Consider the following 25,735-nt stretch of genomic DNA (forward strand, 5'->3'; position numbering starts at 1 on the left):
TCGCGCTCAATCATAGAGAATCTATTCGTTTATCCTCTGAACGACGAGCCGCTAGGTTGAGTCCAATTCCAACAGGAGATCCTCCATGACACGGCTGCTCTACGTCGAAGCGTCGCCCCGCAAGCAGCGCTCGGCCTCGATCGAGGTCGCGCAGGCCTTCCTCGCCGCCTATCGGGCGGCCCATCCCGCCGACGAGATCGAGACGCTCGATCTCTGGGCCATAGACCTGCCGGAGTTCGACGGCGCGGCGCTGGAGGCGAAATATGCCGGCCTCTCCGGCACGGCGCTGACCGCAGCGCAGGAGACGGCGTGGCACCGGATCCGCGCGCTGGCGCAGCCTTTCCTCGCGGCCGACCGGCTGCTCTTCGCCGTGCCGCTGTGGAATTTCGGCATTCCGTACAAGCTGAAGCACCTGATCGACGTGATCTCGCAGAAGGATGTGCTGTTCTCCTTCACCGAGCAGGGCTTCTCCGGCCTGCTGCCGGGCCGCAAGGCGGCGGTGATCTACGCCCGCGGGCTCGACTACGGCCCCTCGGCCTTCACCCCCGCCGCCGGCTTCGACTTCCAGCGGCCCTATATGGAAATGTGGCTGCGCTTCATCGGCATCACCGACATCGCCGCGATCACGGTCGAGAAGACGCTGTTCGGGCCGGAGGTCGACACCGAGGCCCGGGCCGAGGCGAAGCGCCGGGCGGAGGCGCTGGCGAAGGACTTCTGAGGCGGCCTCTCCGGATGGTTGCGGTGCCGAGCGCTCCGCTTGCGGTAGAATGGACGGAACGACAATCCGGGGAGGGCGGCATGGAGACGGAGCAGCAGGTCGCGCGACACTATAGCCGCAGCGGCATTGAGCAGGCGGTGATCGAGGTGCTGCGGGCGAGCGGCAAGGATGTCGACCGGCTCGCGCCCGGCGACTTGTCCGGAGCCGACGAATTCCATCTCGGCTGGCACGCCGCGACGGCGGAGCTGGCGCGGGATCTGGGCCTTGGGCCGGACCTGCATGTACTGGACGTCGGCTGCGGCATCGGCGGGCCGGCCCGCCATTTCGCCGCGGCACATGGCTGCCGCGTCACCGGTATCGACCTCACGGCGGAGTTCGTCGAGGCGGCCGAAGCCCTGACCCGGCGCTGCGGCTTGGCCAGCCTGGTGTCGTTCCGCCAGGGTAGTGCTCTGGCCATGCCGTTTCCGGATGCCGAGTTCGATGCCGCAACCCTGATTCATGTCGGCATGAACATCGCCGACAAGGCGGCGCTGTTCGCCGAGGTGCGGCGTGTGCTGAAGCCCGGGGCACGCTTCGGCGTCTACGACATCATGCGAATGGCGGAGGGCGAACTGCCCTATCCGATGCCCTGGGCGGCGACGCCTGACACCAGCTTCGTCGAACCGCCGGAGACCTATCGCCGGCTGTTGGCGGAGGCCGGCTTCGCCATCGAGGCGGAGCACGACCGCAGCGGCCTGGCGCTGCGTCTCGGCCGCGAGATGCGGGAACGCGCGGCCATTGAGGGCGCCCCGCCGCTCGGCCTGCACCTCCTGATGGGCCCAGCGACTCGGGAGCGCATCGGCAACGTCATGGCCACTCTGGAGCGCGGCCTGATCGCCCCGGTCGAGATGGTGGCGCGGGCGGGCTGAGGCCGGATCACATCCCGCCACGGGCGCAGACGGCTCGCACCAGGCGGTCGATCACGGCCGCTGTGTCGTTCTCGTCGCGGACGAACGGGACCGCCCAGCCGCAGCCCGCCAGCTCGAAGTGGGCCTCCCACTCCGGCCGGGCCTGCAGCGCCGCCAGGTCGAAGAACCGCGATCCGCCCATCTCGCCATGGCCGCCGCCGATCGACTCGCCCAGCGCGAAGGGCCGCGCCGTGAAGGGGTACAGGTGAACGGCGTAGACGTGATGGGTCGGATGCTGCGGCGTCGGCGCGCGGTTGCGGTAGCCGACCAGGAGGGCGTGACCGCTTTGCTCGGCCTCCGTCATCGGGTGCGACTCCCGGTGCAGGAAGGCGGCATCCAGCTCTCCGATCCCGGCCCAGCGCACCGCCTTCGCGTCATATGTCAGCGCCTTGAGCACGTCCGGGCGGCCGAGTGCGGAGAAGGGTCCCTGGCGGTAGACCCGCTCGGCCCGGAACAACCGGAGGCCTTCGCCGGCGAACTCGATCGCCAGCCGCCATTGCTCGTCCGGCACCACCCGGCGGAGAACGGGGGGCCGGCCAGCCGGCGCGAAGGGAAAATGGCGGAGAAGACGGTCCACTGATTGTCCTCGATCCGTGACCGGCCGACCTTCGCCTGCCCGCAAGCCGTCGGCAAGGGGAAGGTGCTAGCCCCGCAGGGCGGGGTCGGCCCGCAGCCCCTCGGCCAGAAAGTCGACCAGTGCCCGCACCCGGGCGGAGGCGCGGCGGCCCTCCTGGTGCACGACGTGGATCGGGATCGGCGGCGGCTCGAACTCCTCCATCAGGACCACCAGCTCCCCAGCCCGGATGGCGGCGGCCGCCTGGTAGGACATCACCCGGGTCACACCGCGCTCCGCCACGGCCGCCGCCACCGCGACATCGGCCTGGTTCACGATCAGCCGGGACCGCGGCGTGATCGTCTCGGTCTGAGGGCCGCGATGGAATGTCCAGTCCCGCATCGTCGAGCCTTGGAAGAACGGGATCGCCTCATGCTCCGCCAATTCGGCCGGGCTGCGCGGCGTGCCGTGCGCCGCCAGATAGGCGGGGGCGGCGCAGACGACCCTCCGCACCGAGCCGACGCGGATGGCGCTGAGGCCGGAATCCGGCAGCTCGGCGATGCGCACGGCGACGTCGTAGCCTTCCTCGGCCAGGTGGACGATGCGGTCGATGAAGAAGCTGCGCACCACCAGCCCCGGATAGCGGCCGGCGACGTCGAACAGCACCGGCGCCACATGCAGCCGGCCGAACAGCACCGGCGCGGTGACCGCGACCGGGCCGCGCGGCTCGGCATGCAGCCCGGCCGCGGCGGCCTCTGCCTCCTCGACCTCGGCCAGGATGCGGCGGCAATCCTCCAGGAAGCGGGTGCCGGCCTCGGTCAGCCGCACGATCCGGGTGGTCCGATGCAGCAGCCGGGCGCCGATCCGCTCCTCCACCGCCGCCACGGCACGGGTCACGGCGGGCGGCGACAGGGCCAGACGCCGGGCGGCCGGGGCGAAGCCGCCGGCCTCGGCCACGGCGACGAAGATGCGCATGCTGTCGAGCCGATCCATCCGATTATTCCGCTGGTTGAAATGGTGATCTGTCAAGCTTGCGCATTCTCCTCGAACCGAGGAACGGTCATCTTGGCAGTGTCAACTCTCTGCGAAAGGCCGCCGCCATGCCCGTTCCCGCCCAGCCCATCCGCCTCTACCGCTTCGGCCTGTCCGGCCACTCCCACCGGGTCGAGCTGTTCCTTTCGCTGCTGGGCCTGCCCTTCGAGGCGATCGACGTCGACCTGAAGGGCGGCGAGCACAAGACCCCGGGCTTCCTGGCGCGCAGCCCGTTCGGCCAGGTGCCGGCGATCGAGGACGGCGACGTCGCCCTGGCCGACAGCAACGCCATCCTGGTCTATCTCGCTGGCCGCTATGACGAGACCGGGCGCTGGCTGCCGCGCGACCCGCTGGCCGCGGCGGAGGTGCAGCGCTGGCTGTCCGTCGCCGCCGGCTTCCTGGCCTATGGCCCGGCGGCGGCGCGCCTCGTCACCGTGTTCAAGGCCCAGCTGGACCATGAACGCGCCAAGGCGATCGCTGCTCGCCTCTATGGGGTGATGGAGGTGCATCTGGCCAAGGGCGGCTTCCTGGCCGGCCCGCAGCCGACCATCGCCGACGTCGCGAACTACACCTACACCGCGGTGGCGCCAGAGGGCGGGGTGTCGCTGGAGCCTTACCCGGCGATCCGCGCCTGGCTCGCCCGGATCGAGGCATTGCCCGGCTTCGTCCCGATGCCGCGCGCCGCCGTGGCCGCCTGAACGCCATCCGCCTCATCGAGGTCGTCATGCCCAACACCATTGCCGCTCCCGCGCCGCTGCCCGGCTGGCCGCACGAGGCGCCGCCCTTCCATCCCGGCGAGGTGGCCGCCCAGACCCGGGCCGGGGTGCGCGAGCGCATGGCGGTGGGCGGGCGCCGCGCGATCCGCGGCATCATGCCGGACCAGCATCGCGAGTTCTTCGCCATGCTCCCCTTCATCGTGGTCGGCAGCCTGGACCGGCAGGGGCGGCCCTGGGCCTCCATCCTGTCCGGCCGGCCGGGCTTCCTGCAGTCGCCCGACCCGCGCACCCTGACCGTGGCGGCCCGCCCGGCCTATGGCGACCCGCTGGGTGACAACCTCGCCACCGGCGCGCCGGTCGGGCTGCTCGGCATCCAGCTGGAGACGCGGCGGCGCAACCGGATGAACGGCACCGTCAGCGAATGGTCCGATGGCCGCTTCGCCGTGACGGTCGGGCAGAGCTTCGGCAACTGCCCGCAATACATCCAGGCGCGCCGGCCCAGCTTCGTCGCCGAGCCGGACAGCCTGGGTGCGCCGCGTCCGGTGCATGCCGAAGGGCCGGTGCTGTCGCCGCGGGCGGCGGCGCTGGTCGCGGCGGCCGACACCTTCTTCATCGCCACCCGTTCGGCCGGAGCAGAGCAGGGCGAGGTTCCCTCCGAGGGCGTCGACGTCTCGCATCGCGGCGGCCGGCCCGGCTTCGTCCGGGTGACGGAGGAGAGCGGGCGCACGGTGCTGACCGCGCCGGACTTCGTCGGCAACTTCTTCTTCAACACCTTCGGCAATCTCGAGGTCGACCCGCGCGCCGGCCTGGTCTTCGTCGATTTCGACACCGGCGGCGTGCTGCTGCTGACCGGCACCGCCGAGGTGGTGTGGGACGGGCCGGAGATCGCGGCCTTCGCCGGGGCGGAGCGGCTGCTGCGCTTCCGGGTGGAGGAGGGGCGGTGGATCGAGGATGCGGTGCCGCTGCGCTGGTCGGCGCCGCAGCAGGCGGCGCAACTGGCCGCCACCGGCACCTGGGACGAGGCCGGCCGGGTGGCGAAGGCCGAGGCTTCGCGCAACACGCTGCGGCTCTTCACCGTGGCCGGGATCGTGGACGAGAGCGCGACCATCCGCTCCTTCGTCCTGGAGCCGGCGGATGGCGGCGGCGTGGTGCCGCACCAGCCCGGCCAGTTCCTGCCGATCGCACTCGACATCCCCGGCCGTGACCGGCCGATCCGCCGCACCTACACCCTCTCGGATGCGCCGGACGGGCGGACCTACCGGATCAGCGTCAAGCGTGAGACCGGGCTTGGCGGTCAGGCGGGCCTGGCCAGCCATTGGCTGCACGACCAGGTGCGGGTCGGCGACACGATCCGCGCCTTGGCGCCGCGCGGCGACTTCGTGCTCGACACGGACAGCCGCCGGCCGGTGCTGCTGCTGTCGGCCGGGGTCGGGGTGACGCCGATGATCGCCATGCTGAACGATCTCATCGGCCGCAACCCGGACCGGCTGCGTCATCCCGGCCGCGGCATCTGGTTCGTCCACGCCGCCCGCGACGGGGCCGAGCATGCCTTCGCCGCTCATCTGAAGGCACTCGAGGCGCGGGCGCCGACGCTGACCACCCATATCCGCTACAGCCGGCCGCGGCCGCAGGACGTGCCGGGGCGCGACTTCGACGACGCCGGCCACATCGACGCCGCGGTGCTGCGCCGGCTGCTGCCGCTCGACGACTACGACGTCTATCTCTGCGGCCCCGCCGGCTTCATGCAGGCGATGCGCGAGATCTTGTCGAATCTCGGCGTGCGGTCGGAGCGAATCCGCAGCGAGGCTTTTGCCGCCGGTTCGGCCGCGCCGATGGACCCGGCCACGCTGGCGCTGCCCGTGGCCGAGGCCGAGGTCGAGTTCCGCACCTCCGGCCGCCGCGCCGCGTGGGATCCATCGAAGGGCTCGCTGCTCGACCTCGCCGAGGCGGCCGGGATCGAGGCGCCATGGAGCTGCCGCACCGGCCTGTGCGGCACCTGCGCCGCGCGGGTGGCGGAGGGCACGGTGACCTATGCCGAGCCGCCCGCCGGCGCACCCCGACCGGGCGAGGCGCTGGTCTGCTGCGCCGTCCCCGCCAGCGGCCGCGTGGTGCTGGAGCTATAGCAACGCTTCATCGTCATCCGGCGCGCTGCGGCGCGAAGTGCCGCAGCGCCCGGGATGACGGCGCAAAGGTGATGTGGCCTGCGGGTTTCGTCGGACGGAACCAAATCCTGTCTCATGCGTTCGATCGGTCCTGTGGGTGGGGGAGCGCTTCGGCGCATCGGGATGTCGTTCGGACAGCGGCTTGGCGGACTGAAGGGCAGGACCGTGGTCTGGCTGACCACGAGCATCGGCGGCTTGCTGGCTGCCGGGCTTGCCCTGGGCATGACCATCGCCTCCTACCGCACCGACCAGCCGGTGCCGCGCTTCCCGGCCGGTGCGCCGATCGAGGCCGGGGAATGGCGCGTCGTGCCGCTATCCGCGCGGATCGACAGGGCCACTCCGGACGGCCGGCCGATCCGGGACGGTCAGAAGGCCCTGGTGGTCGAGGTCGAGCTCACCAACCGCACGGCTGCCTCCAGCAACAGCTTCTATCGTCTGCTGACCCCGGACCCGCCGGTCGGCGAGGGCCAGCCGGATGTCTTCCTGCTGCGCGACCGCGCCCGCGCGGCGGAGCTGCACCCTGACATGACGGAGCGGCTGGCGATGGTCTGGACCGTGCCGCAGGACGCGGCGGTGCCCCCGGTGCTGAAGCTGGCGGTCCATGCTTCGGTCTACAAGCGGCGCGACAATCTCTGGGGCCATTCCGGCTGGTACAATCCGCATGTGCTTGGCACCGTCGACATGCCCGTCCAGGCGCCGGATCCGGCATGATGCGGTGGCTCGGCCGTCTGGCGGCGCTGCTGATCGCCGGCCTCCTGCTGCTGGCGATGCAGTGGACCACGCCTCTCTATGACGAGATGATCGCGGCGATCCCGTCCGGCGGGCAGATCGGCGACACCGTGGCGGCGCGGAAGTTCACCATCCGGATCGAGACGATCCAGTTCGCCCGGCAGCTGCGCTTCAAGGCCTATGGCAAGGAGGAGGTTCGCGAGACCTCCGGTCTCTGGGTCGTCGTCACCGCAACCCTGGCCGCGCGGTCCGAGACCACCCTGGTGAACGACGCCTATTGGGAGGGGCCGACCGGGCTGCTCTACTCCCATAGCGATCGGCTGTCCGGCGTCAAATCCCTGCTGCCTGGCGCGACACTGCAGCCCGGCCTGCCGCGGCGCGGCTGGTTCATCTTCGAGATCCGCGAGGACCAGGCCCGCGGCGCCACCTTCGTGGCCCCGAATGCCGGCCTCGTCCCGCTCGATTCCATCGTCCGCGTCAGGCTCGGCGCCGGCGGCGGTGCCCTGCCGATCCTCGACAGCCTGGATCTCGACCGCACCCCGGGAGCGATCGAATGACGACGGCCGAACAGCCGGGCGAGGATGCCGCCGCCCTGGTTCCGACCGACCGCGGCGAGAGGCGGTGGCGCCGCCTCTGCCTGTGGGGGCTGCTGGTGGCGCTGCCCGCGACCTTCCTGATCACCGCCCGAGGGGATCTGGAGGAGTGGTGGCAGGGCCAGGAGCTGTTCGAGCTCGGTGTATCCGCTGGTCTCGAGGCCCGCTTCGCCGGCGCCGACTGGAAGCTGGAGACCGTGGAGGTCCTGCCGCTCAAGGACTCCGGCTGGCCGCGCTCCCAAGGGCAGGGCACGCCCGTCCGGGTCCGCTTCGCCGTGACCGTGCGCGAGCCGGACATCGACACGCTGTGGCGGCGCTGCCAGGTGGCGCTCCGGGACGATCAGGGCCGGCGCTGGTCGGCCGGCAGCTTCGGCGGGCCGCGCTCGACCGAAGGCACCATGACCTGCGGTGCCGCGACGCTGGAGCCGCGGGCGCCGGGGACGGTGCTGCGGATCGAGCAGGACTTCACCGTTCCGCACGATGTCGCCGGGACGGTCGAGCCGACCGTGAGCATGGACGGCGAGCGGCCCCGCTACCTGCGCTTCCACCTCGACTCCCGGTGAGGGCCGGTAGGGCCGGGGCGCCTGCCGGGCCTCTAGCCGGCCGCCGCCTCGGTCTCCGCCTCGGGCTCGGCCGGTGCCTGCGACCGGGCGAAGGCGGTCTCCAGCACCGCGGCGATCAGGCAGATGCGCAGCGGTTCGACCAGGATGCCGGGCGTGGTTCCGGACGGGCTGCCGAACAGCAGCGCCAGGCCGTCGCCCAGCACCTGCCAGAAATCGAGCGGGTGCGGCCCGATCACATGCGTCGCCCCGATCCACGCCCAATCCGCCGCCCAGCCGATGGCGCGCCAGCCGACGACGAAGACGAGGAGCAGGAACAGGTCGGCATGCAGCACCAGCCGGATGCTGTTGGCGATCGGCAAATAGCGGCTGCGGTACCCGCCGATGAAATGGCCGATGAAATCGCGCAGGAATTTCGGCAGCGCGGCGTAGCGGCTGCCGATGCGCTCCAGCCGCCGGTGCCGCAGCCAGCTCGGATCGGCCCGCAGGTCGTGGCCGTAGATCAGCGCCGCCATCACCAGCCAGATCAGCGGCAGCAGGGCATAGAAGAACAGTCCGGTGGCGACGGCCGTCGGGTCGGGCGGCGGCTGCTCGATCGGCGCGGCGGCGAAGGCGGTGGAGATCGGGGTCAGCACCGTCTGCAGGACCCGGTCGAGCCACTCCCAGGCGGCGCCGCTGGCCACCCAGGCGATGGCCTCGTCCTTCCACTGCGACAGCACGAACAGGCCGATGAAGACCCAGTTGGTCTCGCACAGCACGATCAGCAGCTTCCAGATCGGGGCGTCGGTGCGGTCGCGCAGCGCCTTGAACAGCCGGCGCAGGATCCAGGTGGCGACCACGGAGACGACGAGCCAGCGGGCGCCGATGGCGTCGAGCAGGTTGGCGCTCTCACCGAAGGGGGCGAGGTTCAGCGACAGCATCGAGTATTCGCGGATGGTGTCGTTGAGGAATCCCCAGGCCGCGTAGTAGGCGAAGAACGGCACCAGGGCGATGGTCAGGGTGGTGGCGAAGCCGGTCAGCCTCTGTCGGCGCGTCGGTGTGGTCGGGCCCGGCATGCCGACGGCGTCGGGATCGGGCCCGGTGATCGGCACCGCGGTTCCGGCCGACAGGGCCTGGGCGGCGGCGACGGCCGGCAGCGCCGGCCGCATCAGCAGGAAACCGAGGACGGTAACGACCAGCTTGGTCAGCACTACCAGGGCCAGCGCGGCGAGGCCGAGGGAGCTGTCGGCAAAGCCGATATGGACCGACAGCAGCAGCATCTGGTCGTTCAGCAGGATGCCGATCAGCACCAGCAGCGTCAGCTGTGGCCAGAAGCGCCACCACAGCCTTGCGGTCAGCGCCAGCGGCGCCAGCAACTCCCAATGCATCCGTTCCCCCCAACACGCCAACGGGCACACTAACGCGCGACCTGCGTCTTTGTGCCCTATCCGGCCAGGTTCCGCCCGCCCGACGGACCCGCACCGTCCGGCCGTGTAGCACGGCGGAGGGGGGCCGCCGGATTCAAGGTGACCGATCCATGGATGCTCGCGTCGAGGACCGACAGCGGCCGGTCGAGCAGAAGAAGCCGGCGCGGCGCCGCGGGCGGTTGGTGTGGGGGACTCTCGGCCTCGCCGCCGCCGCGCTGATCGCGGCCGCGACCTGGCATGTGGTCACCGCCCCCGGCGCGCCGCCGGCCCGCGGCGGCCGCTTCGCCGATGCCGCGCCGCAGCCGGTCGGCGTCGCCACCGTGGGCAAGGGCGATATCCGCATCACCCTCGACGCCCTCGGCACCGTCACCCCGCTCGCCACCGTCACGGTCAAGCCGCAGATCGCCGGCCAGCTGACCGAGGTCGGCTTCGAGGAAGGGCAGGTGGTGAAGAAGGGCGACTTCCTGGCCCAGATCGACCCGCGCCCCTATCAGGTGGCGCTGGAGCAGGACCAGGGCCAGCTGGCCAAGGACCAGGCGGTCCTCGCCCAGGCCCAGAGCGACCTGGCCCGCGACCAGCAGATGGCGAAGCAGAACGCCATCTCGCGGCAGCAGGTCGACGACCAGGCCTTCCTGGTGCAGCAGGACCAGGGCACCATCCAGTCCGACCAGGCGCAGATCGATGCCCAGAAGCTGAACCTCGACTACGCCCACATCATCTCGCCGGTCGACGGCCGGGTCGGGCTGCGCCAGGTCGACCCCGGCAACTATGTCCAGGTCGGGGACGCCCTGGTCATCGTCACCCAGCTGCATCCGATCTCGGTGGTGTTCTCGCTGCCGGAGGACGACCTGCCGCAGATCCAGGCCCGGCTGCATGCCGGCGCCAGCCTGCCGGTGATCGCCTTCGACCGCTCCGGCACGACCCAGATCGCGACCGGCACGCTGTCGACCCTCGACAACCAGATCGACACCACCACCGGCACGGTGAAGCTGCGCGCCGGCTTCGACAATGCCGAGGAGACGCTGTTTCCGAACCAGTTCGTCAACGCCCGGCTGCTGGTGGACACACAGCAGAACGTGGTCACCGTCCCGGTCGCCGCGGTCCAGCACGGCGCGCCGGGCGCCTTCGTCTATCTGGTCGGCGCCGACGGCACGGTGGCGGTGCGGCCCATAAAGTCCGGCGCCTCGGATGGCGGCATGGTCGCGGTCACGGACGGGCTGCAGCCCGGAGACCGGGTGGTGGTCGACGGCACCGACCGCCTGCGCGACGGCGCCCATGTCACGGTCGCCGGCGGCAAGGGAGCGGGGCAGGTGGTTCCGGCTGCTCCGGCGGAAGGCCAAGCCGGCCAGCGGCGCCACCGGCAGGAGACGGACGAAAGCGGTCAGGGCCAGCACCGCCGCCGCGACAACCAGACCCAGCAGCCTGCGGCGAACCCATGAGCGCCCATCTGCGAGAGGGCCACCGGTCGAAGAACGCGACCGATAGTTTGGGCCGACTCACACTTTCTACTCTCCCCCTCCCCTCGCGGGAGGGGGTAGGGGGAGGGGGTGTCGATCCAAGAGAACCGAAGCGAGATCGCTCAGGATCGCTGTCGGGTTGCGCCAGTCCTAGGACATCGGTTCTTGCGGCACCAAACCCCTCCCCCTGCCCCCTCCCGCAAGGGGAGGGGGAGGATGAAACACGCAGTGCCGATCTCCCCGCCGGAGGCCGGCCATGAATCCGTCGCGTCCGTTCATCCTGCGGCCGGTCGGCACCTCGCTCTTAATGGCGGCGATCCTGCTGGTCGGCGCCGTGGCCTACCGCTTCCTGCCGCTGTCGGCCCTGCCGGAGGTCGACTACCCGACCATCCAGGTGCAGACCTTCTATCCTGGGGCCAGCCCGGAGGTGATGACCTCCTCAGTCACCGCACCGCTGGAGAAGCAGTTCGGCCAGATGCCGGGGCTGAACCAGATGACCTCGGCCAGCTCGGCCGGCGCCTCGGTCGTCACCCTGCAGTTCAACCTCGACCTCAGCCTCGACGTGGCCGAGCAGGAGGTGCAGGCCGCGATCAACGCCGCCGGCAACCTGCTGCCGGGCGACCTGCCGGCGCCGCCGATCTACGCCAAGGTCAATCCGGCCGACGCGCCGATCCTGTCGCTGGCCGTCACCTCGAAGACCATCCCGCTGACCGACCTGCAGAACCTGGTCGACACCCGCCTGGCGCAGAAGATCTCGCAGCAGCCCGGCGTCGGGCTGGTCAGCCTCAGCGGCGGCRCCAGGCCGGCGGTGCGCATCCAGGTGAACCCGCAGGCGCTGGCCGCCTACGGCCTCGCCATCGACGACGTGCGCACCACGCTCGGCAACGTCAACGTCAACACGCCGAAGGGCAATTTCGACGGGCCGATGCGGTCGTCGACGATCAACGCCAACGACCAGATCACCCAGGCCCAGGACTACAACGACGTGGTCGTGGCCTACCGCAACGGCGCGCCGATCCGCTTGTCCGACGTCGCCACCGTGGTCAGCGGGCCGGAGAACGGCAAGCTCGCCGCCTGGGCGGACATGACGCCGGCGATCATCGTCAACATCCAGCGCCAGCCCGGCGCCAACGTGATCGCGGTGGTGGACGGCATCAAGGCGATCCTGCCGCAGCTCGAGACCAGCCTGCCGGCCGCGGCGGAGGTCGCGGTGCTCAGCGACCGCACCGTCACCATCCGCGCCTCGGTCGCCGATGTCGGCTTCGAGCTGATGCTGTCGGTGGCGCTGGTGGTGCTGGTGATCTTCCTGTTCCTGCGCACCGCGGCGGCCACCATCATCCCCAGCCTGTCGGTGCCGCTGTCCTTGGTCGGCACCCTGGCGGCGATGTACCTGCTGGGCTTCAGCCTCGACAACCTGTCGCTGATGGCGCTGACCATCGCCACCGGCTTCGTGGTCGACGACGCCATCGTCATGATCGAGAACATCGCCCGCTTCGTCGAGGCGGGGGAGCCGCCGCTGCAGGCGGCGCTGAAGGGCGCCGAGCAGATCGGCTTCACCATCATCTCGCTGACCGTGTCGCTGATCGCCGTCCTGATCCCGCTGCTGTTCATGGGCGAGGTGGTGGGCCGGCTGTTCCATGAGTTCGCGATCACCCTGGCCGTCACCATCGTGATCTCGGCCGTGGTGTCGCTGACCCTGGTGCCGATGCTGTGCGCCCGGCTGCTGCGCCACCGGCCGGAGGCCGAGCGCAGCCGCTTCGACCGCGGCGCCGAGCGCGCCTTCGACTGGATCGTCGGCCGGTACGGGCGGGCGCTGGGCTGGGTGCTCGACCATCAGCCGCTGACGCTGCTGGTCGCGGCGGCGACGCTGGGCCTGACCGTCGCGCTCTACGTCGTCATCCCGAAAGGCTTCTTCCCGGAGCAGGATACCGGGATGATCCAGGGCATCTCCGAGGCGGCGCAGACCATCTCCTATGCCGAGATGGCGAAGCACCAGTCGGCCCTGGCCGAGGCCATCCTGAAGGATCCGGACGTCGCCGGCCTCAGCTCCTTCATCGGCGTCGACGGCACCAACACCACGCTGAACAGCGGCCGCTTCCTGATCAGCCTCAAGCCGCTGGGCCAGCGCACGGCCAGCGCCGGCGCGGTGATCGACCGGCTGCGCGGCGAGGTCGCCGGCGTGGCCGGCATCACCCTTTACCTGCAGCCGGTGCAGGACCTGACGATCGATTCCACCGTCAGCCGCACCCAATACCAGTTCGTGCTGCAGAACGCCGATCTCGACCAGTTCAAGGACTGGGTGCCGAAGCTAATGCAGCGGCTGCAGCAGGTGCCGGAGATTGCCGACGTCGCCAGCGACTACCTGCAGCAGGGGCTGGCGGTCGACCTGGTGATCGACCGCGCCACCGCCGCCCGCTTCGGCATCACCCCGGCCACGGTCGACAACGCGCTGTACGATGCCTTCGGCCAGCGCATCGTCTCGACCATCTACACCCAGGCCAACCAGTACCGCGTGATCCTGGAGGCCGACCCGTCGCTGCAGCAGTCGCTGGACGGGCTGAAGGCGCTGTACCTGCCGTCCTCGCTGTCCTCGGCCGGGCAGGTGCCGCTCTCCGCCATCGTCAAGGTCGAGCAGCGGGCCGGGCCGCTGCAGATCACCCATCTCGGCCAGTTCCCGGCGACGCTGATCTCGTTCAACCTGGCCCCGGGATCGTCGCTCGGCGCCGCGGTCGACGCGATCCAGCAGGCCGAGACCGAGGTCGGCCTGCCCGACAGCTTCGTCACCGCCTTCCAGGGCTCGGCCGCGGCCTTCCAATCCTCGCTGGCCAACGAGGCGCTGCTGATCCTGGCCGCGATCGCGACCATGTACATCGTGTTGGGCGTGCTCTACGAGAGCTTCATCCACCCGGTCACGATCCTGTCCACCCTGCCGTCGGCCGGCGTCGGCGCGCTGCTGGCGCTGATGGCGGCGGGCGACGGGCTCGATGTCATTGGAATTATCGGCATCATCCTGCTGATCGGCATCGTCAAGAAGAACGCGATCATGATGATCGACTTCGCGCTGCAGGCGGAGCGCGAGGAGGGCAAGCCGCCGCGCGAGGCCATCTTCCAGGCCTGCCTGCTGCGCTTCCGGCCGATCCTGATGACCACCATGGCGGCGCTGCTGGGCGCCCTGCCGTTGATGCTCGGCACCGGCATGGGCTCCGAATTGCGCCGGCCCCTCGGCGTCGCCATCGTCGGCGGCCTCGTGGTCAGCCAGCTGCTGACCCTGTTCACCACCCCGGTGATCTACCTGGCCTTCGACCGGTTGGCCGAGCGCATGACCGGCCGCCGCCTACGCTCGCGGTTCAGCACGGAGGAGGGGGCGTGAACCTCTCCGCCCCCTTCATCGCCCGGCCGGTGGCGACGACTCTGCTGACCCTCGGCCTCGTCGTGGCCGGCCTCTTCGCTTACAGCAAGCTGCCGGTGTCGCCGCTGCCGCAGGTCGACTTCCCGACCATCTCGGTCTCGGCCTCGCTGCCCGGGGCCAGCCCCGAGACGGTGGCGGCCACGGTGGCCAGCCCGCTGGAGCGGCATCTCGGCGCCATCGCCGACGTCACCCAGATGACCTCGCGCAGTTCGGTCGGCCAGGCCAGCATCACCCTGCAATTCGGCCTGAACCGCGACATCGACGGCGCCGCGCGGGACGTGCAGGCGGCGATCAACGCCGCCCGGGCCGACCTGCCGGCCGCCCTGCGCAGCAACCCGACCTACCGCAAGGTCAACCCGTCCGACGCGCCGGTGCTGATCCTGGCGCTGACCTCGGAGACGCTGACCCGCGGCCAGATCTACGACGCCGCGAGCAACGTGCTGGAGCAGCGGCTGTCGCAGATCGAGGGCATCGGCCAGGTGACGCTGGGCGGCGCCGCCCTGCCGGCGGTCAGGGTCGAGCTGAACCCGCAGGCGCTGGCGCAATACGGCATCGGGCTGGAAGATGTCCGCGCCGCGTTGGCCGCGGCCAACGCCAACAGCCCGAAGGGATCGATCGAGGAGGCTGGCCGGCATTTCCAGATCTACAGCAACGACCAGGCCAGCCGGGCCGAGGACTACAAGCCGCTGGTGATCGCCGCCCGCAACGGCGCCACGGTGCGGCTGTCCGACATCGCCGACGTGCAGGATTCGGTCGAGGATCTGCGCAATGCCGGCCTGGCCGACGGCAAGCCGGCGGTGCTGGTGCTGCTGTTCCGCGAGCCCGGGGCCAACATCATCGACACGGTCGACCGGGTGAACGCCGAGCTGCCGCATCTGCGCGCGGCGATGCCCCGGGACATCGAGATCACCCCGGCCGCCGACCGCACCGGCACCATCCGCGCGTCGCTCAACGACACCCAGCTGACGCTGCTGATCTCGGTCCTGCTGGTGATGCTGGTGGTGTTCGCCTTCCTGCGCGACCCGCGCGCCGCGATCATCCCGGCGGTGGCGGTGCCGGTCTCGATCATCGGCACCTTCGGCGCGATGTACCTGGTCGGCTACAGCCTCGACAACCTGTCGCTGATGGCGCTGACCATCGCCGCCGGCTTCGTCGTCGACGACGCCATCGTGGTGCTGGAGAACATCTCCCGCCATGTCGAGGCCGGCATGCCGCGGCGCCAGGCGGCTCTGCGCGGCGCGCGGGAGGTCGGCTTCACCGTGCTGTCGATCAGCATCTCGCTGGTGGCGGTGTTCATTCCGATCCTGCTGATGGGCGGGCTGGTCGGCCGGATCTTCCGCGAATTCGCCCTGACCCTGTCGATCGCCATCGGCGTGTCGATGGCGATCTCGCTGACCACCACGCCGATGCTGTGCGCCCTGCTGCTGCGCCGCCGGCCGCGCCGGCCCGAAAGCGGGCCCGGCCCGCTGGCCCGGGTGATGCGGGTCTATGAGCGGAGCTTGGGCTGGGCCCTTCGCCACAGCGGCTTCGTGGTCCTGGTGCTGTTCGGCGTGGTCTGCCTGAACATCGCGCTGTTCGCGGTCATCCCGAAGGGCTTCTTCCCGGAGCAGAGCACCGGCCGGCTGGTCGGCGGCATCGTCGCGGACCAGAGCATCTCGTTCCAGCTGATGCAGCAGAAGCTGGCGCAGCTGATGGACATCGTCCGCGCCGATCCCGCGGTCGACAGCGTCGTCGGCTTCACCGGCGGCGGGGGCGGCGGCCGGTCGCAGACCAACACCGGCCAGGTCTTCGTCACGCTGAAGCCGCTGTCCCAGCGCGGCGTGGGCGACGACGAGGTGATCGCCCGGCTGCGCGACAAGCTGGCTGTGGTGCCGGGCGGCCGGCTGTTCCTGGTCTCGGCCCAGGACATCCGCGCCGGCGGCCGGCAGAGCAATGCCGCCTACCAGTACACGCTGCAGTCGGACTCCTCGCAGGAGCTGCAGGATTGGGGGCCGAAGCTGCTGCAGGCGCTGCAGGCCAGCCCGGTGCTGGCCGACGTCAACTCCGACCAGCAGCAGAAGGGGCTGGAGACCGACATCGTCATCGACCGCGATACCGCCTCGCGGCTCGGTATCACGCCGCAGCAGATCGACAACACCCTCTACGACGCCTTCGGCCAGCGCCAGGTCTCGACCATCTACAGCGCCATCAACCAGTATCACGTGGTAATGGAGGTGGCGCCGCAATACTGGCAGAGCCCGGAGACGCTGAAGGACCTCTACATCAGCACTTCGGGCGGCAGCGCCAGCGGCAGCGCGAACACCAATGCGGCGGCGCGCACCATCGGCACCGGCGCCGCCAGCCAGGCCGCGCAGTCCGCCGCCAACGCCGCCACCAACGCGCTGGCCAATGCCGGCCGCAAGGGCACCTCCAGCGGCGCCGCGGTCAGCACGGCGCAGGAGACCATGGTGCCGCTGTCGGCGATCAGCCATGTCGGCCCGGGCAACACGCCGCTCTCGGTCAACCACCAGGGCCTGTTCGCGGCGACGACGATCTCGTTCAACCTGGCGCCGGGCAAGTCGCTCAGCGACGCCGCGGCGGCGGTGCAGCAGGCGATGGTGGCGCTGCACATGCCGGCCACCATCCATGGCAGCTTCCAGGGCACCGCCCAGGTGTTCCAGAGCTCGCTCGGCAACGAGCCGATCCTGATCCTGGCGGCGCTGGCCGCGGTCTACATCGTGCTCGGGATCCTGTACGAGAGCACGATCCACCCGATCACCATCCTGTCGACCCTGCCTTCGGCCGGGGTCGGGGCGGTGCTGGCGCTGATGCTGTTCGACACCGAGTTCAGCCTGATCGCGATGATCGGCGTCATCCTGCTGATCGGCATCGTCAAGAAGAACGCGATCATGATGATCGACTTCGCGCTGGAGGCCGAGCGCAGCCGCGGCCTGGCCCCGCGCGAGGCGATCCTCGAGGCCAGCCTGCTGCGCTTCCGGCCGATCCTGATGACGACGATGGCGGCGATCTTCGGGGCGGTGCCGCTGGCGGTCGGCTTCGGCAGCGGCARCGAGTTGCGCCAGCCGCTGGGCATCGCCATCGTCGGCGGCCTCGTGGTCAGCCAGGTGCTGACGCTCTACACCACCCCGGTCTTGTACCTGGTGCTCGACCGCTTCCGGCACTGGGCGCGGGAACGATGGGCCCGCGCCTTTCCACGCCTCGCCGGTCCGGCACCGGGGGCGGCGGAGTAGGGGCGGGGCGTTGCGGATGCCATCAACGGCCAAACGAACTGTCATGGGCCGCAGGGGATCCGGCCGGCCCGCGCCGGCCCCCCGCCAGCGCCAGGCTGATCAGGCTGCCGGTTCCGGACAGCGCGATGACGCAGCCCATCGGCCAGGGCGTGCCGTCGGCGAAGGCACCGGCTGCGGCCGAGCCGATCACCCCGCTGCCGTACTGGATCGCGCCGATCAGGGCCGAGACCGCGCCGGCGCGCATCGGGAAGCTGGCCATGGCGCCGGCGACCGCGTTGGCGCTGATGAAGCCGTTCATGGCGGTAAACAGCCACAGCGCTGCTGCGAGGCCAAAGACCCCGCCCAGATCGGTCGCGGTCACCGCCGCCAAGGTCACGCCGCTCAGCGTTGCGCCGATCGTTCCCATCAGCAACATCCGATCGCTGCCGAGCCGTGCCACCAGCCGCGAGTTGACGAGATTGGCGGTCATCAATCCGATCGTCCCGACCGCGAACACCAGTCCGTAAAGCTGCGGCGAGAGGTGATGATAGTCGATATAGGCGAAGGAAGAGCTGGAGATGCCTGCGAAGACGCCGCTGTAGAAGAAGCCGATGGCGCCGGCATAGCCGAGCAGCCTGCGGTTGCCGATCAACTGTCCGTAGGCGATGAACGCGCTCGACAGCCGCTCCGTGTTGCGTCTCTCGGGGCGAAGCGTCTCCGGAACGGTGAAAAGGCCGGCGAGCGTGACCAGACCGATCAGGACCAGGGCCCAGAAGATCGCCGGCCACGGAGCCACCCTGAGGATCAGCCCGCCCACGCTCGGGCCCAGAAGCGGTGCGATGGCCATGACGGTCATCAGCGTGGACAGCACCCCGGCGGCCTGATCGCGATCATAGAGATCGCGCACCATGGCACGGCCGAGCGCGACGGCGGCGCAGGCCCCCAACGCCTGAACGACGCGGCAGCCGATGAGCTGCCAGACGTCGGTCGACAGGGCACATCCCGCGGAACCGGAGACAAAGAACAGCAGGCCGACGGCGATAGGGATGCGTCGGCCAAAGCGATCGCCGATCGGTCCCCAGAACAGCTGCCCGATGCTGAAGCCGATCAGATAGCCCGATACGGTGAGCTGGAGCGTGTTCTGGCTCGCACCCAGCGCGACGCTCATGGCCGGCATGGCCGGCAGGTACAGGTCGGTCGAGATCGATGCGAAAGCCAGCAGCGTGCTCAGGATGAGCAGGAACCGGAACTCGATCTTCCCGGACTTCGTTTCCCCCTGCATCCCGCCGCCCCGGACAACAGCGATCGGCGGCGCATCCACCGAGACGATGGGGCCGGAGCTCGCACCGGTGCCCGCGATACTGCCGTCGACGATCTGCTTCATGATCTGCCTGCCGCCTCAGCGGCCGGACAGCTTCAGGATGTCCTCGGGATACCGGGCTCCCTGGACCTCGATCCTGGAGGCGGCCTCCTCGATTTCGCGCAGATCGTCGGTCGTCAGCACCACGGAGACCGCGCCGAGATTCTCCGTCAGCCGATCCAGCTTCCGGGTGCCCGGGATCGGAACGATCCAGGGTTTTTGGGCCAGCAGCCAGGCGAGCGCGACCTGCGCCGGCGTCGCGCCCTTGCGGTCGGCGACCGAGCGGAGCAGCTCGACCAGGGCCTGGTTCGCCTGGCGGGCCTCCGGCTCGAACCGCGGGATGCGGCTGCGCAGATCCGCGCTGTCGAAGGTCGTGGCGTCGTCGATCCTGCCGGTCAGGAACCCTTTGCCCAGCGGGCTGTAGGGCACCAGGCCGATCCCGAGCTCCTCGAGCACCGGGATCACATCGGCCTCCGGCTCCCGCGTCCATAGCGAGTATTCGCTCTGCAGCGCCGTGACGGGCTGGACGGCATGTGCCCGGCGGATCGACTGCACGCCGGCTTCGGACAGGCCGAAATGCCTGGCCTTGCCCTGCTGGATCAAATCCTTCACCGCCCCGGCGACGTCCTCCATCGGCACCTCGGGATCGACCCGGTGCTGGTACAGCAGGTCGATGCGATCGGTCCGGAGCCGCCGCAGCATGCCTTCGACCGCGGCCTTGATGTGGTTGGGGCGGCTGTTCTGGCCGCCGAGGCGCCTGCCGGTTTCCAGGTCGATGTCGTGGCCGAACTTGGTGGCGATCACCACCCGGTCCCGGACCGGTGCCAAAGCTTCGCCGACGATCTCCTCATTGGTGAACGGACCATAGGATTCGGCGGTGTCGAAGAAGGTGACGCCGCGCTCGACGGCGGCCCGGATCAGGGCGACCAGCGCCTGCCTGTCCGCGATCGGGCCATAGCCCATGCAGCCCAGCCCCAGCGCCGAGACCTCGAGGCCGGCTTGTCCAAGTCTGCGCGTCTGCATGTCGTTCTCCGGTGAGTTGAGCCGGGCGTCGATCGTCAGCCTTGCGTTTCGCGCGGCGTGACCCTGACCGTCGCGGAGCGGGCCCGGGCGCCGATCATCGGGCCGAGATATGGGCTGCTGCGGTACTTCGCCCGGTAGGCGTCGTCGATGCGGTCGTTGATCGGCCCGTCGACGGGCTCGACGATGACCTCTTTCGTGATGCCGGCGGCAATGATCCGTCCGGCCTTCTGCCGCAGCGCCGCCTTGTACCAGCGGGAGGCCGGCCCGTTATAGGCGCGCACATACAGGTCTTCCCCGACCGCGACGGACCAGATCCAGGTCGGGGTGCCATAGGTGGTTCCATCCTCGCGGAACGGCGCGATGTGCAGATCGTCGGCCGTCGCGATCCTGTGCAGCTCGTCCTTCGGCCATGTCATCGTCGGACCTTCTCCAGTCTCCACCGTCGCGACGGTTGCCGCTTCGACCCCAAATCTAAGGCATCGCTCGTCTGCGACTAGGCGCTATAATCCGTAATAACCTATAAGCAAGGCCACTGAATGCAGCGCGGCAGCCTGGACGATCTCGTGGCCCTCGTCGCCGTCGCGCGGGAGCGGAGCTTCACCAAGGCGGCGGCGAAGCTGGGCGTCTCGCAATCGGCGCTGAGCCAGACCATCCGTCAGCTCGAGACCCGGCTCGGCATCCGGCTCCTGACCCGCACCACGCGCAGCGTCGGGCTGACCGAGGCGGGGGAGCGCCTGTTGCACACCGTGGCCCCGCGGCTGGAGGAGATCGAGGCTGGGCTCGCTGCGGTCAGCGAGCTGCGGGACAAGCCGGCCGGCACCATCCGGATCACCGCCGGCGACCATGCGATCCGGTCGATTCTCTGGCCGAAGCTGGAAAAATTCCTGCCCCGATACCCCGACATCAAGGTCGAGCTGGTCATCGATTACGGGCTGACCGACATCGTCGCGGAGCGCTACGACGCCGGCGTGCGCTGGGGCGAGCAGGTGGCCCAGGACATGATCGCGGTGCGCATCGGGCCCGATCTCGGCTTCGCCGTCGTCGGTGCGAAATCCTACTTCGCCAAGCGGCCGCCGCCCCGGACGCCGCAGGACCTGGTCGGGCACAGCTGCATCAATCTGCGCCTGCCGACCCATGGCGGCCTCTACGCCTGGGAGTTCGAGCGCGATCGCCGCGAGGTGAGGGTGCGGGTGGACGGCCAGCTCGTCTTCAACGGCATCTTCCAAATCCTCGACGCCGCGCTGGCCGGCTTCGGCCTGGCCCATGTGCCGGAGGATCTGGCGCGGCCCCACCTCGCCAGGGGCCGCCTGCAGCGCGTGCTCGAGGATTGGTGCCCGCCCTGGTCCGGGTACCACCTGTACTACCCGAGCCGCCGCCAACCCTCCGCCGCCTTCGCCCTGCTGGTGGACGCCCTGCGCCATCGCGGCTGACGCCGAGGGCCGTGGTCGGCTTTCGGCAGCGGGCTGGGCCAGCCGCTCGGCGTCGCCATCGTCGGCAGCCTCATGGTCAGCCAGGTGCTGACGCCGTACACCATCCGAGTGCTGTACCTGGCGCTCGATCGCTTCCGCCTGTGGCCGCGCCAGCGCTGGGCGCGCGCTCTCCAGTGTCTCGCCGGCCCGGCGCTGAGCGCGGTGCAGTAGGGGGCAACGGACCGCATTCGACCCAAAGCCGACCTTGCCGTCTGGCAACGCGGCGAGTGACAGGAAACGCTTGGTCCCGTAGTAACCCGCACCTGAGCAGGTGCAGACGGAGCCTTCCCTTGCAGGTAGCTGAGGTTTCGCGGGCGGTGGCCGCGGCCATGTCGATCGCCTCAGCGCTTGGCCTGACGGTCAACGACACGGTCGTTCTGCAGAATTCGAACAAGCTCGCCGTGCGCCTGCTGCCTTGTGACGTCCTTGCCCGGGTGGCGCCTCTGGCGCGGCAGGTGGCGCAGTTCGGAATCGAGCTTGCCCAATGGCTCGCCGAGACCGGGAGCCCGGTGGCTGCGCTCGAGCCTCGCGCGGCGCCGCGCGCCTACGAGCGTGACGGCTTCGTGGTGACGCTGTGGACCTACTACGCGCCTGTGACGGCTCGCGGGGTGGCGCCGGCCGACTACGCGAAGGCGCTTGCGCGGCTGCATGCCGGCATGCGCAAGCTCGATGTCGCCACGCCGCACTTCACGGATCGGGTCGCGGAAGCTCAGCAACTCGTGGCGAGCCGCGACCAGACTCCGGCGCTCGCCGACGCGGACCGTGAGCTTCTCGGCAGCACGCTAGGGAGCCTGAGACGAACGATCGTCGACCGCAGCGCCGCGGAGCAGCTGCTGCACGGCGAGCCGCACCCCGGCAACGTGCTCAGCACGAAGAACGGGCTGCTGTTCATCGATCTCGAGACATGTTGCCGCGGACCGGTCGAATTCGACCTCGCCCATGTGCCCGAAGAGGTCGTCGAGCACTATCCGGACGCCGATCAAGATCTGCTCGGCGAGTGCCGGGCCCTCGTTCTTGCGATGGTCGCGGCGTGGCGGTGGGATGCAGGCGACCAGTTCCCGAACGGGCGAGGAGCGGGCCGCGAACTCCTCAGGACCATACGCAGGGGTCCGCCGTGGCCAACGCTCGAAGTCGTGATGCGGCGAGTAGCTGGTCCGTAGGCTAACAGGCATCACCAGTCCTGGGACTCTGGAGTGAAGTCAGCCGCGTTGCCCTTTTGAAGCGTGGCCCCTTCGTCCGCTCGCCTGCTTCCGCGGGCGCCAGGTCCGGGGCCGGCGCTATGGCAAATCGACGATCTCGACCCAGTTCGCGTCGCGGCCCACCGGATACCGGCCCACCGGCGTCAGGCTGCCGCTCGCCTTGTCGATCCGGTAGACCGACAGCCGGTCCGATTTCTCGCCCGACGCGACGAGCCAGGTGCCGCTCGCATCGATCCGGATGCCGCGCGGCTGGGTCTCGGTGGCGTAGTTGCCGACATAGGCGAGCTCGCCGGTGGCGGGGTCGACGGAGAGCAGCGCGATCCGGCTGGTCGTCCGCTCGGTGGCGTAGAGGAAGCGGCCGTCGGGCGTGGCCTGGAGGTCCGCGGCCCAAATCTTCGGCTTGTCGCCGGCCGGGACCCCGGGCGGCGTCCCGGGCACCAGGCCGGCCTCCGTCGGCACGGTACCGGTGCTGTCGAGCAGGGTCAGCCTTCCCTTGTCCGGGTCGACCGCGAAGCGGAGGACGTTGCCGGACAGCTCGCACAGCACGTAGAGCTGCTTGTCGTCCGGCGACAGGAGCGGATGGCGCGGGCCGTCGCCGGCCGCCGTCTTCACCACCGGCGGATCGTTCGGCGTCAGCTTGCCGGTCGCGGCGTCGAAGCGGAACTGGACGATCTGGTCGCTGCCGAGATTGGTCGCATAGACGAAGCGGTTGGTCCGGTCGGCGCGGATCGCATGAGCGTTCTTGCCGGTCGGGATCACCTGGCCCGCCTCCGCCTTGACCAGCCCATCCGCATCGATCGGGCTGACCGCGACCTTGTCGCCGCCATAGGAGGCGGTGAACAGGAAGCGGCCGGCGGCATCGGTCGACACATAGGCCATGCTGTCGGGCAGCGGCGCGCTCGCCTCCTGCCACAGCGCGCCGCTGGCGGGATCGATGGCATAGGTCAGCACGGTGAAGGGCTCCGACCGCAGCACGGCATAGAGATGCCGCTTGTCCGGGCTGAGCGTCATCGGCATCACCTTCGGCCCGGCCTGGGTCTTGCCGAGCGGCGTCAGCGCGCCGGTCGCCGGGTCCAGGGCATAGCCGTCGATGTTTCCGTCATCCGCATTGGAGACGTAGACGAAGGACTTCGCGGCCGCCGGCGCCGCGCCGAAGGCCGTGAGCGATGACGCCATGACGAAGACTCCTGCGAGCAGCTTCAACGCACTGTGCATGATCCCTCCCTGAGAGGCGACGGGCACCTCGGTGCCTCTATTCCCCCCTCGGCAGGGTCTATGGCCGCAGCCGCGCCGTCCAAGCCGAAACGGGTATCGATCGATGCCGTCCGCGCATCGATCCGGGCCGGGGTAGGGCCGGGATCACTCCGGCAGGCCGGCTGTCCGGAACCCGTCGAGAACCATGTTGCGGGACGTAGCGTCCCGCAGCGGCAGGCATTCCCGCAGCGCCGAGACGGTCATTCCGGGCGCCAGGGGCAGGAACCTGCCGAGCGCCGCCTGCGCCTCCGGCAGCCGGTCGAGCTGGACACAGGCGGGGATCAGGGCCCAGTAGGCCGAGTCCCAGCCGGGGTTGAGCGCGGCCGACCGTTGGGCGAGCTCCAGGGCCTTGGCCGGGCGGCCGCTGAACAGATGGGCCAGCCCGGCCACCGTCAGGAATATGAAATAGCTGGGATCCAGCGGCCCCAGCGCCATGGCCCGCTCGGCCAGCACCAGGCCGGCCTCGGGATCGCCGCCGCAGGTCAGTGCGGTGCCGGCGAGGAAGTTGACCTGCCCCGAACCCGGGTTCCGCTCGACCGCGCGACGCACGCCGTCGAGGCCAGGGCCATAGTCCCGCCCCGCCATGACGAGGACGAAGCCGGCGAGGGCCATCGACAAGGGATCGTCGCTGCCGGCTGCAGCGGCCCGGCGGGCCAGCGCGACGGCGGTTCCCAGATCGTCGGCGCCGGCGGCCGGCCACGCCCGCGACAGCCGCTGCTCCAGGCACCATGCGGCATGGGCCAGCGCCGGGGCGAAGCTCGGCTCGAGCTCGACCGCCCGGGTCAGCAGGCCATAGCCCAGCAGGTTCTCGTCCGGGCGCATGGCGTACACATGCGGCAGCGCCTGCAGATAGAGATCATAGGCGTCGAGATTCTCGGCCGGCTTGCGGCGCGCGCGCTCGATCTCCGCCTTCAGCACCGTCGGTTCGATCGCGCCGACGACGCTGGCGGTGATCTTGTCCTGCAGGTCGAACACATCCTGCAGGTCGCCGTCGAACCGCTCCGCCCACAGATGGGCGCCGGTCGCCGCGTCGACCAGCTGGCCGGTGATGCGCAGCCGGTTGCCGGATTTGCGGACGCCGCCTTCGAGCACGTAGCGCACGCCCAGCTCGCGCGCCACCTGGCGCACATCGACCGCCCGGCCCTTGTAGATGAAGGTCGAATTGCGCGCGATCACCGCCAGCTGGTTGAAGCGCGACAGGGCGGTGATGATGTCCTCGACCATGCCGTCGACGAAGTATTCCTGCTCCGGATCGCCCGACATGTTGGTGAAGGGCAGCACCGCGATCGACGGCTTCCCCGACGGCGCCGCCGCGACGGCGGGCGCGGCCGGCCTGGGTTGCGGCGCGGGATCGGCACCCGCGGCGGCGGCGACCTGCAGCGAGTAGATCCGCATCGGGTCGGTGATGTTCTTCAGCTGGGTGCTGCCGAGATCGCTGACCGAAAGGTCGAGCCTGGTCTTGACCTGGCGATAGGCGTCCTCGGACAGGCAGATGGTGCCCGGCGCCGCGACGCTCTGCAGCCGCGAGGCGATGTTCACCCCGTCGCCCATCAGGTCGCCGTCGCTCTCCTCGACGACGTCGCCGAGATGGATGCCGATCCGGAACACGATCCGCCGGTCCTCCGGCACGCCGGCATTGCGCTCGACCATGGCGCGCTGCACCTCGATCGCGCAGCGCACGGCGTCGACGACGCTGCGGAACTCGACCAGCGACCCGTCGCCGGTGCGCTTCACCACGCGGCCCTGATGCACGGCGATGGTCGGGTCGATCAGGTCGCTGCGCAAGGCGCGCAGCCGCGCCAAGGTGCGGTCTTCGTCCGCGCCGGCGAGCCGGCTGAACCCGACCACGTCGGCGGCCAGGATCGCCGCCAGCTTGCGATGGTCGTTCATGGCCCCGAGGTCATTCCTCCCTCAGCGGCAGCAAGCCGACGCTGCCATA

General features: G+C 70.2%; 21 protein-coding genes. 13 read left to right on the forward strand and 8 right to left on the reverse strand.

What is annotated here, in order from left to right:
- The first annotated feature begins 85 nt into the window (after positions 1–85).
- On the forward strand, positions 86–718 hold the full coding sequence (locus AB4Z01_RS02140; RefSeq protein ID WP_441690050.1) for an FMN-dependent NADH-azoreductase: 633 nt from the start codon (positions 86–88) through the stop codon (positions 716–718).
- A gap of 80 nt (positions 719–798) precedes the next feature.
- Positions 799–1,626: a class I SAM-dependent methyltransferase gene (locus AB4Z01_RS02145; protein WP_441690052.1), complete on the forward strand. Its 828-nt coding sequence runs from the start codon at positions 799–801 to the stop codon at positions 1,624–1,626.
- Positions 1,627–1,633: 7 nt separating this feature from the next.
- Here the strand turns inward: AB4Z01_RS02145 and AB4Z01_RS02150 are convergent, their stop codons facing one another.
- Together AB4Z01_RS02150 and AB4Z01_RS02155 are read right to left on the reverse strand one after the other, a co-directional pair.
- Complete coding sequence (locus AB4Z01_RS02150; protein ID WP_441690055.1) at positions 1,634–2,242, reverse strand: hypothetical protein; 609 nt, start codon at positions 2,240–2,242, stop codon at positions 1,634–1,636.
- A gap of 66 nt (positions 2,243–2,308) precedes the next feature.
- A complete protein-coding gene (locus AB4Z01_RS02155) occupies positions 2,309–3,211 on the reverse strand; it encodes a LysR family transcriptional regulator (RefSeq protein WP_441690058.1) in 903 nt (300 codons plus the stop codon).
- Between the two features lie 107 nt (positions 3,212–3,318).
- Between AB4Z01_RS02155 and AB4Z01_RS02160 the strand changes: the two genes are divergently transcribed.
- The 5 genes from AB4Z01_RS02160 to AB4Z01_RS02180 all read left to right on the forward strand — a co-directional run bounded on the left by AB4Z01_RS02160 (position 3,319) and on the right by AB4Z01_RS02180 (position 8,013).
- Positions 3,319–3,948, forward strand: a complete 630-nt coding sequence (locus AB4Z01_RS02160; RefSeq protein ID WP_441690061.1) for a glutathione S-transferase family protein — start codon at positions 3,319–3,321, stop codon at positions 3,946–3,948.
- Between the two features lie 26 nt (positions 3,949–3,974).
- Complete coding sequence (locus AB4Z01_RS02165) at positions 3,975–6,089, forward strand: pyridoxamine 5'-phosphate oxidase family protein (protein ID WP_441690064.1); 2,115 nt, start codon at positions 3,975–3,977, stop codon at positions 6,087–6,089.
- A gap of 162 nt (positions 6,090–6,251) precedes the next feature.
- Entirely contained in the window at positions 6,252–6,839 is a 588-nt protein-coding gene (locus AB4Z01_RS02170) for a hypothetical protein (RefSeq protein WP_441690066.1), read from the forward strand.
- Positions 6,836–7,414: a hypothetical protein gene (locus AB4Z01_RS02175; RefSeq protein ID WP_441690069.1), complete on the forward strand. Its 579-nt coding sequence runs from the start codon at positions 6,836–6,838 to the stop codon at positions 7,412–7,414. The genes AB4Z01_RS02170 and AB4Z01_RS02175 overlap by 4 nt, the downstream gene beginning before the upstream one ends.
- Positions 7,411–8,013, forward strand: coding sequence for a hypothetical protein (locus AB4Z01_RS02180; protein WP_441690071.1), 603 nt, complete (start codon positions 7,411–7,413; stop codon positions 8,011–8,013). The genes AB4Z01_RS02175 and AB4Z01_RS02180 overlap by 4 nt, the downstream gene beginning before the upstream one ends.
- A 32-nt stretch (positions 8,014–8,045) precedes the next feature.
- Here the strand turns inward: AB4Z01_RS02180 and AB4Z01_RS02185 are convergent, their stop codons facing one another.
- Complete coding sequence (locus tag AB4Z01_RS02185; protein WP_441690074.1) at positions 8,046–9,377, reverse strand: hypothetical protein; 1,332 nt, start codon at positions 9,375–9,377, stop codon at positions 8,046–8,048.
- Between the two features lie 149 nt (positions 9,378–9,526).
- Between AB4Z01_RS02185 and AB4Z01_RS02190 the strand changes: the two genes are divergently transcribed.
- From AB4Z01_RS02190 to AB4Z01_RS02200, 3 genes are all read left to right on the forward strand, one after another.
- Positions 9,527–10,855: an MdtA/MuxA family multidrug efflux RND transporter periplasmic adaptor subunit gene (locus AB4Z01_RS02190; protein WP_441690076.1), complete on the forward strand. Its 1,329-nt coding sequence runs from the start codon at positions 9,527–9,529 to the stop codon at positions 10,853–10,855.
- A gap of 274 nt (positions 10,856–11,129) precedes the next feature.
- The gene (locus tag AB4Z01_RS02195; protein WP_441690079.1) at positions 11,130–14,243 is read left to right on the forward strand and encodes an MdtB/MuxB family multidrug efflux RND transporter permease subunit; all 3,114 of its coding nucleotides are present in this window, start codon (positions 11,130–11,132) and stop codon (positions 14,241–14,243) included.
- Positions 14,240–17,512 carry an efflux RND transporter permease subunit gene (locus AB4Z01_RS02200; protein ID WP_441690081.1) on the forward strand — a complete coding sequence of 1,091 codons (3,273 nt, stop codon included), beginning with the start codon at positions 14,240–14,242 and terminating at the stop codon, positions 17,510–17,512. Before AB4Z01_RS02195 ends, AB4Z01_RS02200 begins: the two co-directional genes overlap by 4 nt.
- Positions 17,513–17,534: 22 nt before the next feature.
- On the opposite strand, the gene AB4Z01_RS02205 is transcribed toward AB4Z01_RS02200, so the two are convergent.
- The 3 genes from AB4Z01_RS02205 to AB4Z01_RS02215 are packed head-to-tail and all read right to left on the reverse strand — an operon-like array spanning position 17,535 to position 20,290.
- Complete coding sequence (locus AB4Z01_RS02205) at positions 17,535–18,875, reverse strand: multidrug effflux MFS transporter (protein WP_441690084.1); 1,341 nt, start codon at positions 18,873–18,875, stop codon at positions 17,535–17,537.
- Between the two features lie 15 nt (positions 18,876–18,890).
- Positions 18,891–19,874, reverse strand: a complete 984-nt coding sequence (locus AB4Z01_RS02210; RefSeq protein WP_441690087.1) for an aldo/keto reductase — start codon at positions 19,872–19,874, stop codon at positions 18,891–18,893.
- A 35-nt stretch (positions 19,875–19,909) separates the two neighbouring features.
- Positions 19,910–20,290 (reverse strand): DUF2255 family protein, encoded by a 381-nt coding sequence (locus tag AB4Z01_RS02215; RefSeq protein WP_441690090.1) that lies wholly within the window; start codon positions 20,288–20,290, stop codon positions 19,910–19,912.
- A gap of 120 nt (positions 20,291–20,410) precedes the next feature.
- Here AB4Z01_RS02215 and AB4Z01_RS02220 point away from each other — a divergent pair, with 120 nt between their 5' ends.
- The 3 genes from AB4Z01_RS02220 (at position 20,411) to AB4Z01_RS02230 (ending at position 22,503) form a co-directional block, all read left to right on the forward strand.
- Entirely contained in the window at positions 20,411–21,304 is an 894-nt protein-coding gene (locus tag AB4Z01_RS02220) for a LysR family transcriptional regulator (RefSeq protein WP_441690092.1), read from the forward strand.
- Between the two features lie 72 nt (positions 21,305–21,376).
- Positions 21,377–21,514: a hypothetical protein gene (locus AB4Z01_RS02225; RefSeq protein WP_441690095.1), complete on the forward strand. Its 138-nt coding sequence runs from the start codon at positions 21,377–21,379 to the stop codon at positions 21,512–21,514.
- Positions 21,515–21,672: 158 nt separating this feature from the next.
- On the forward strand, positions 21,673–22,503 hold the full coding sequence (locus AB4Z01_RS02230; RefSeq protein WP_441690098.1) for a phosphotransferase: 831 nt from the start codon (positions 21,673–21,675) through the stop codon (positions 22,501–22,503).
- Positions 22,504–22,620: 117 nt separating this feature from the next.
- Here AB4Z01_RS02230 and AB4Z01_RS02235 read toward each other — a convergent pair whose 3' ends face one another.
- The gene (locus tag AB4Z01_RS02235; RefSeq protein WP_441690101.1) at positions 22,621–23,718 is read right to left on the reverse strand and encodes a lactonase family protein; all 1,098 of its coding nucleotides are present in this window, start codon (positions 23,716–23,718) and stop codon (positions 22,621–22,623) included.
- A 183-nt stretch (positions 23,719–23,901) separates the two neighbouring features.
- Positions 23,902–25,686, reverse strand: coding sequence for an adenylate/guanylate cyclase domain-containing protein (locus AB4Z01_RS02240; RefSeq protein ID WP_441690104.1), 1,785 nt, complete (start codon positions 25,684–25,686; stop codon positions 23,902–23,904).
- Positions 25,687–25,735 lie beyond the last annotated feature (49 nt).

The organism is Inquilinus sp. YAF38 (assembly GCF_052113205.1).
Taxonomy (GTDB): Bacteria; Pseudomonadota; Alphaproteobacteria; order DSM-16000; family Inquilinaceae; genus Inquilinus.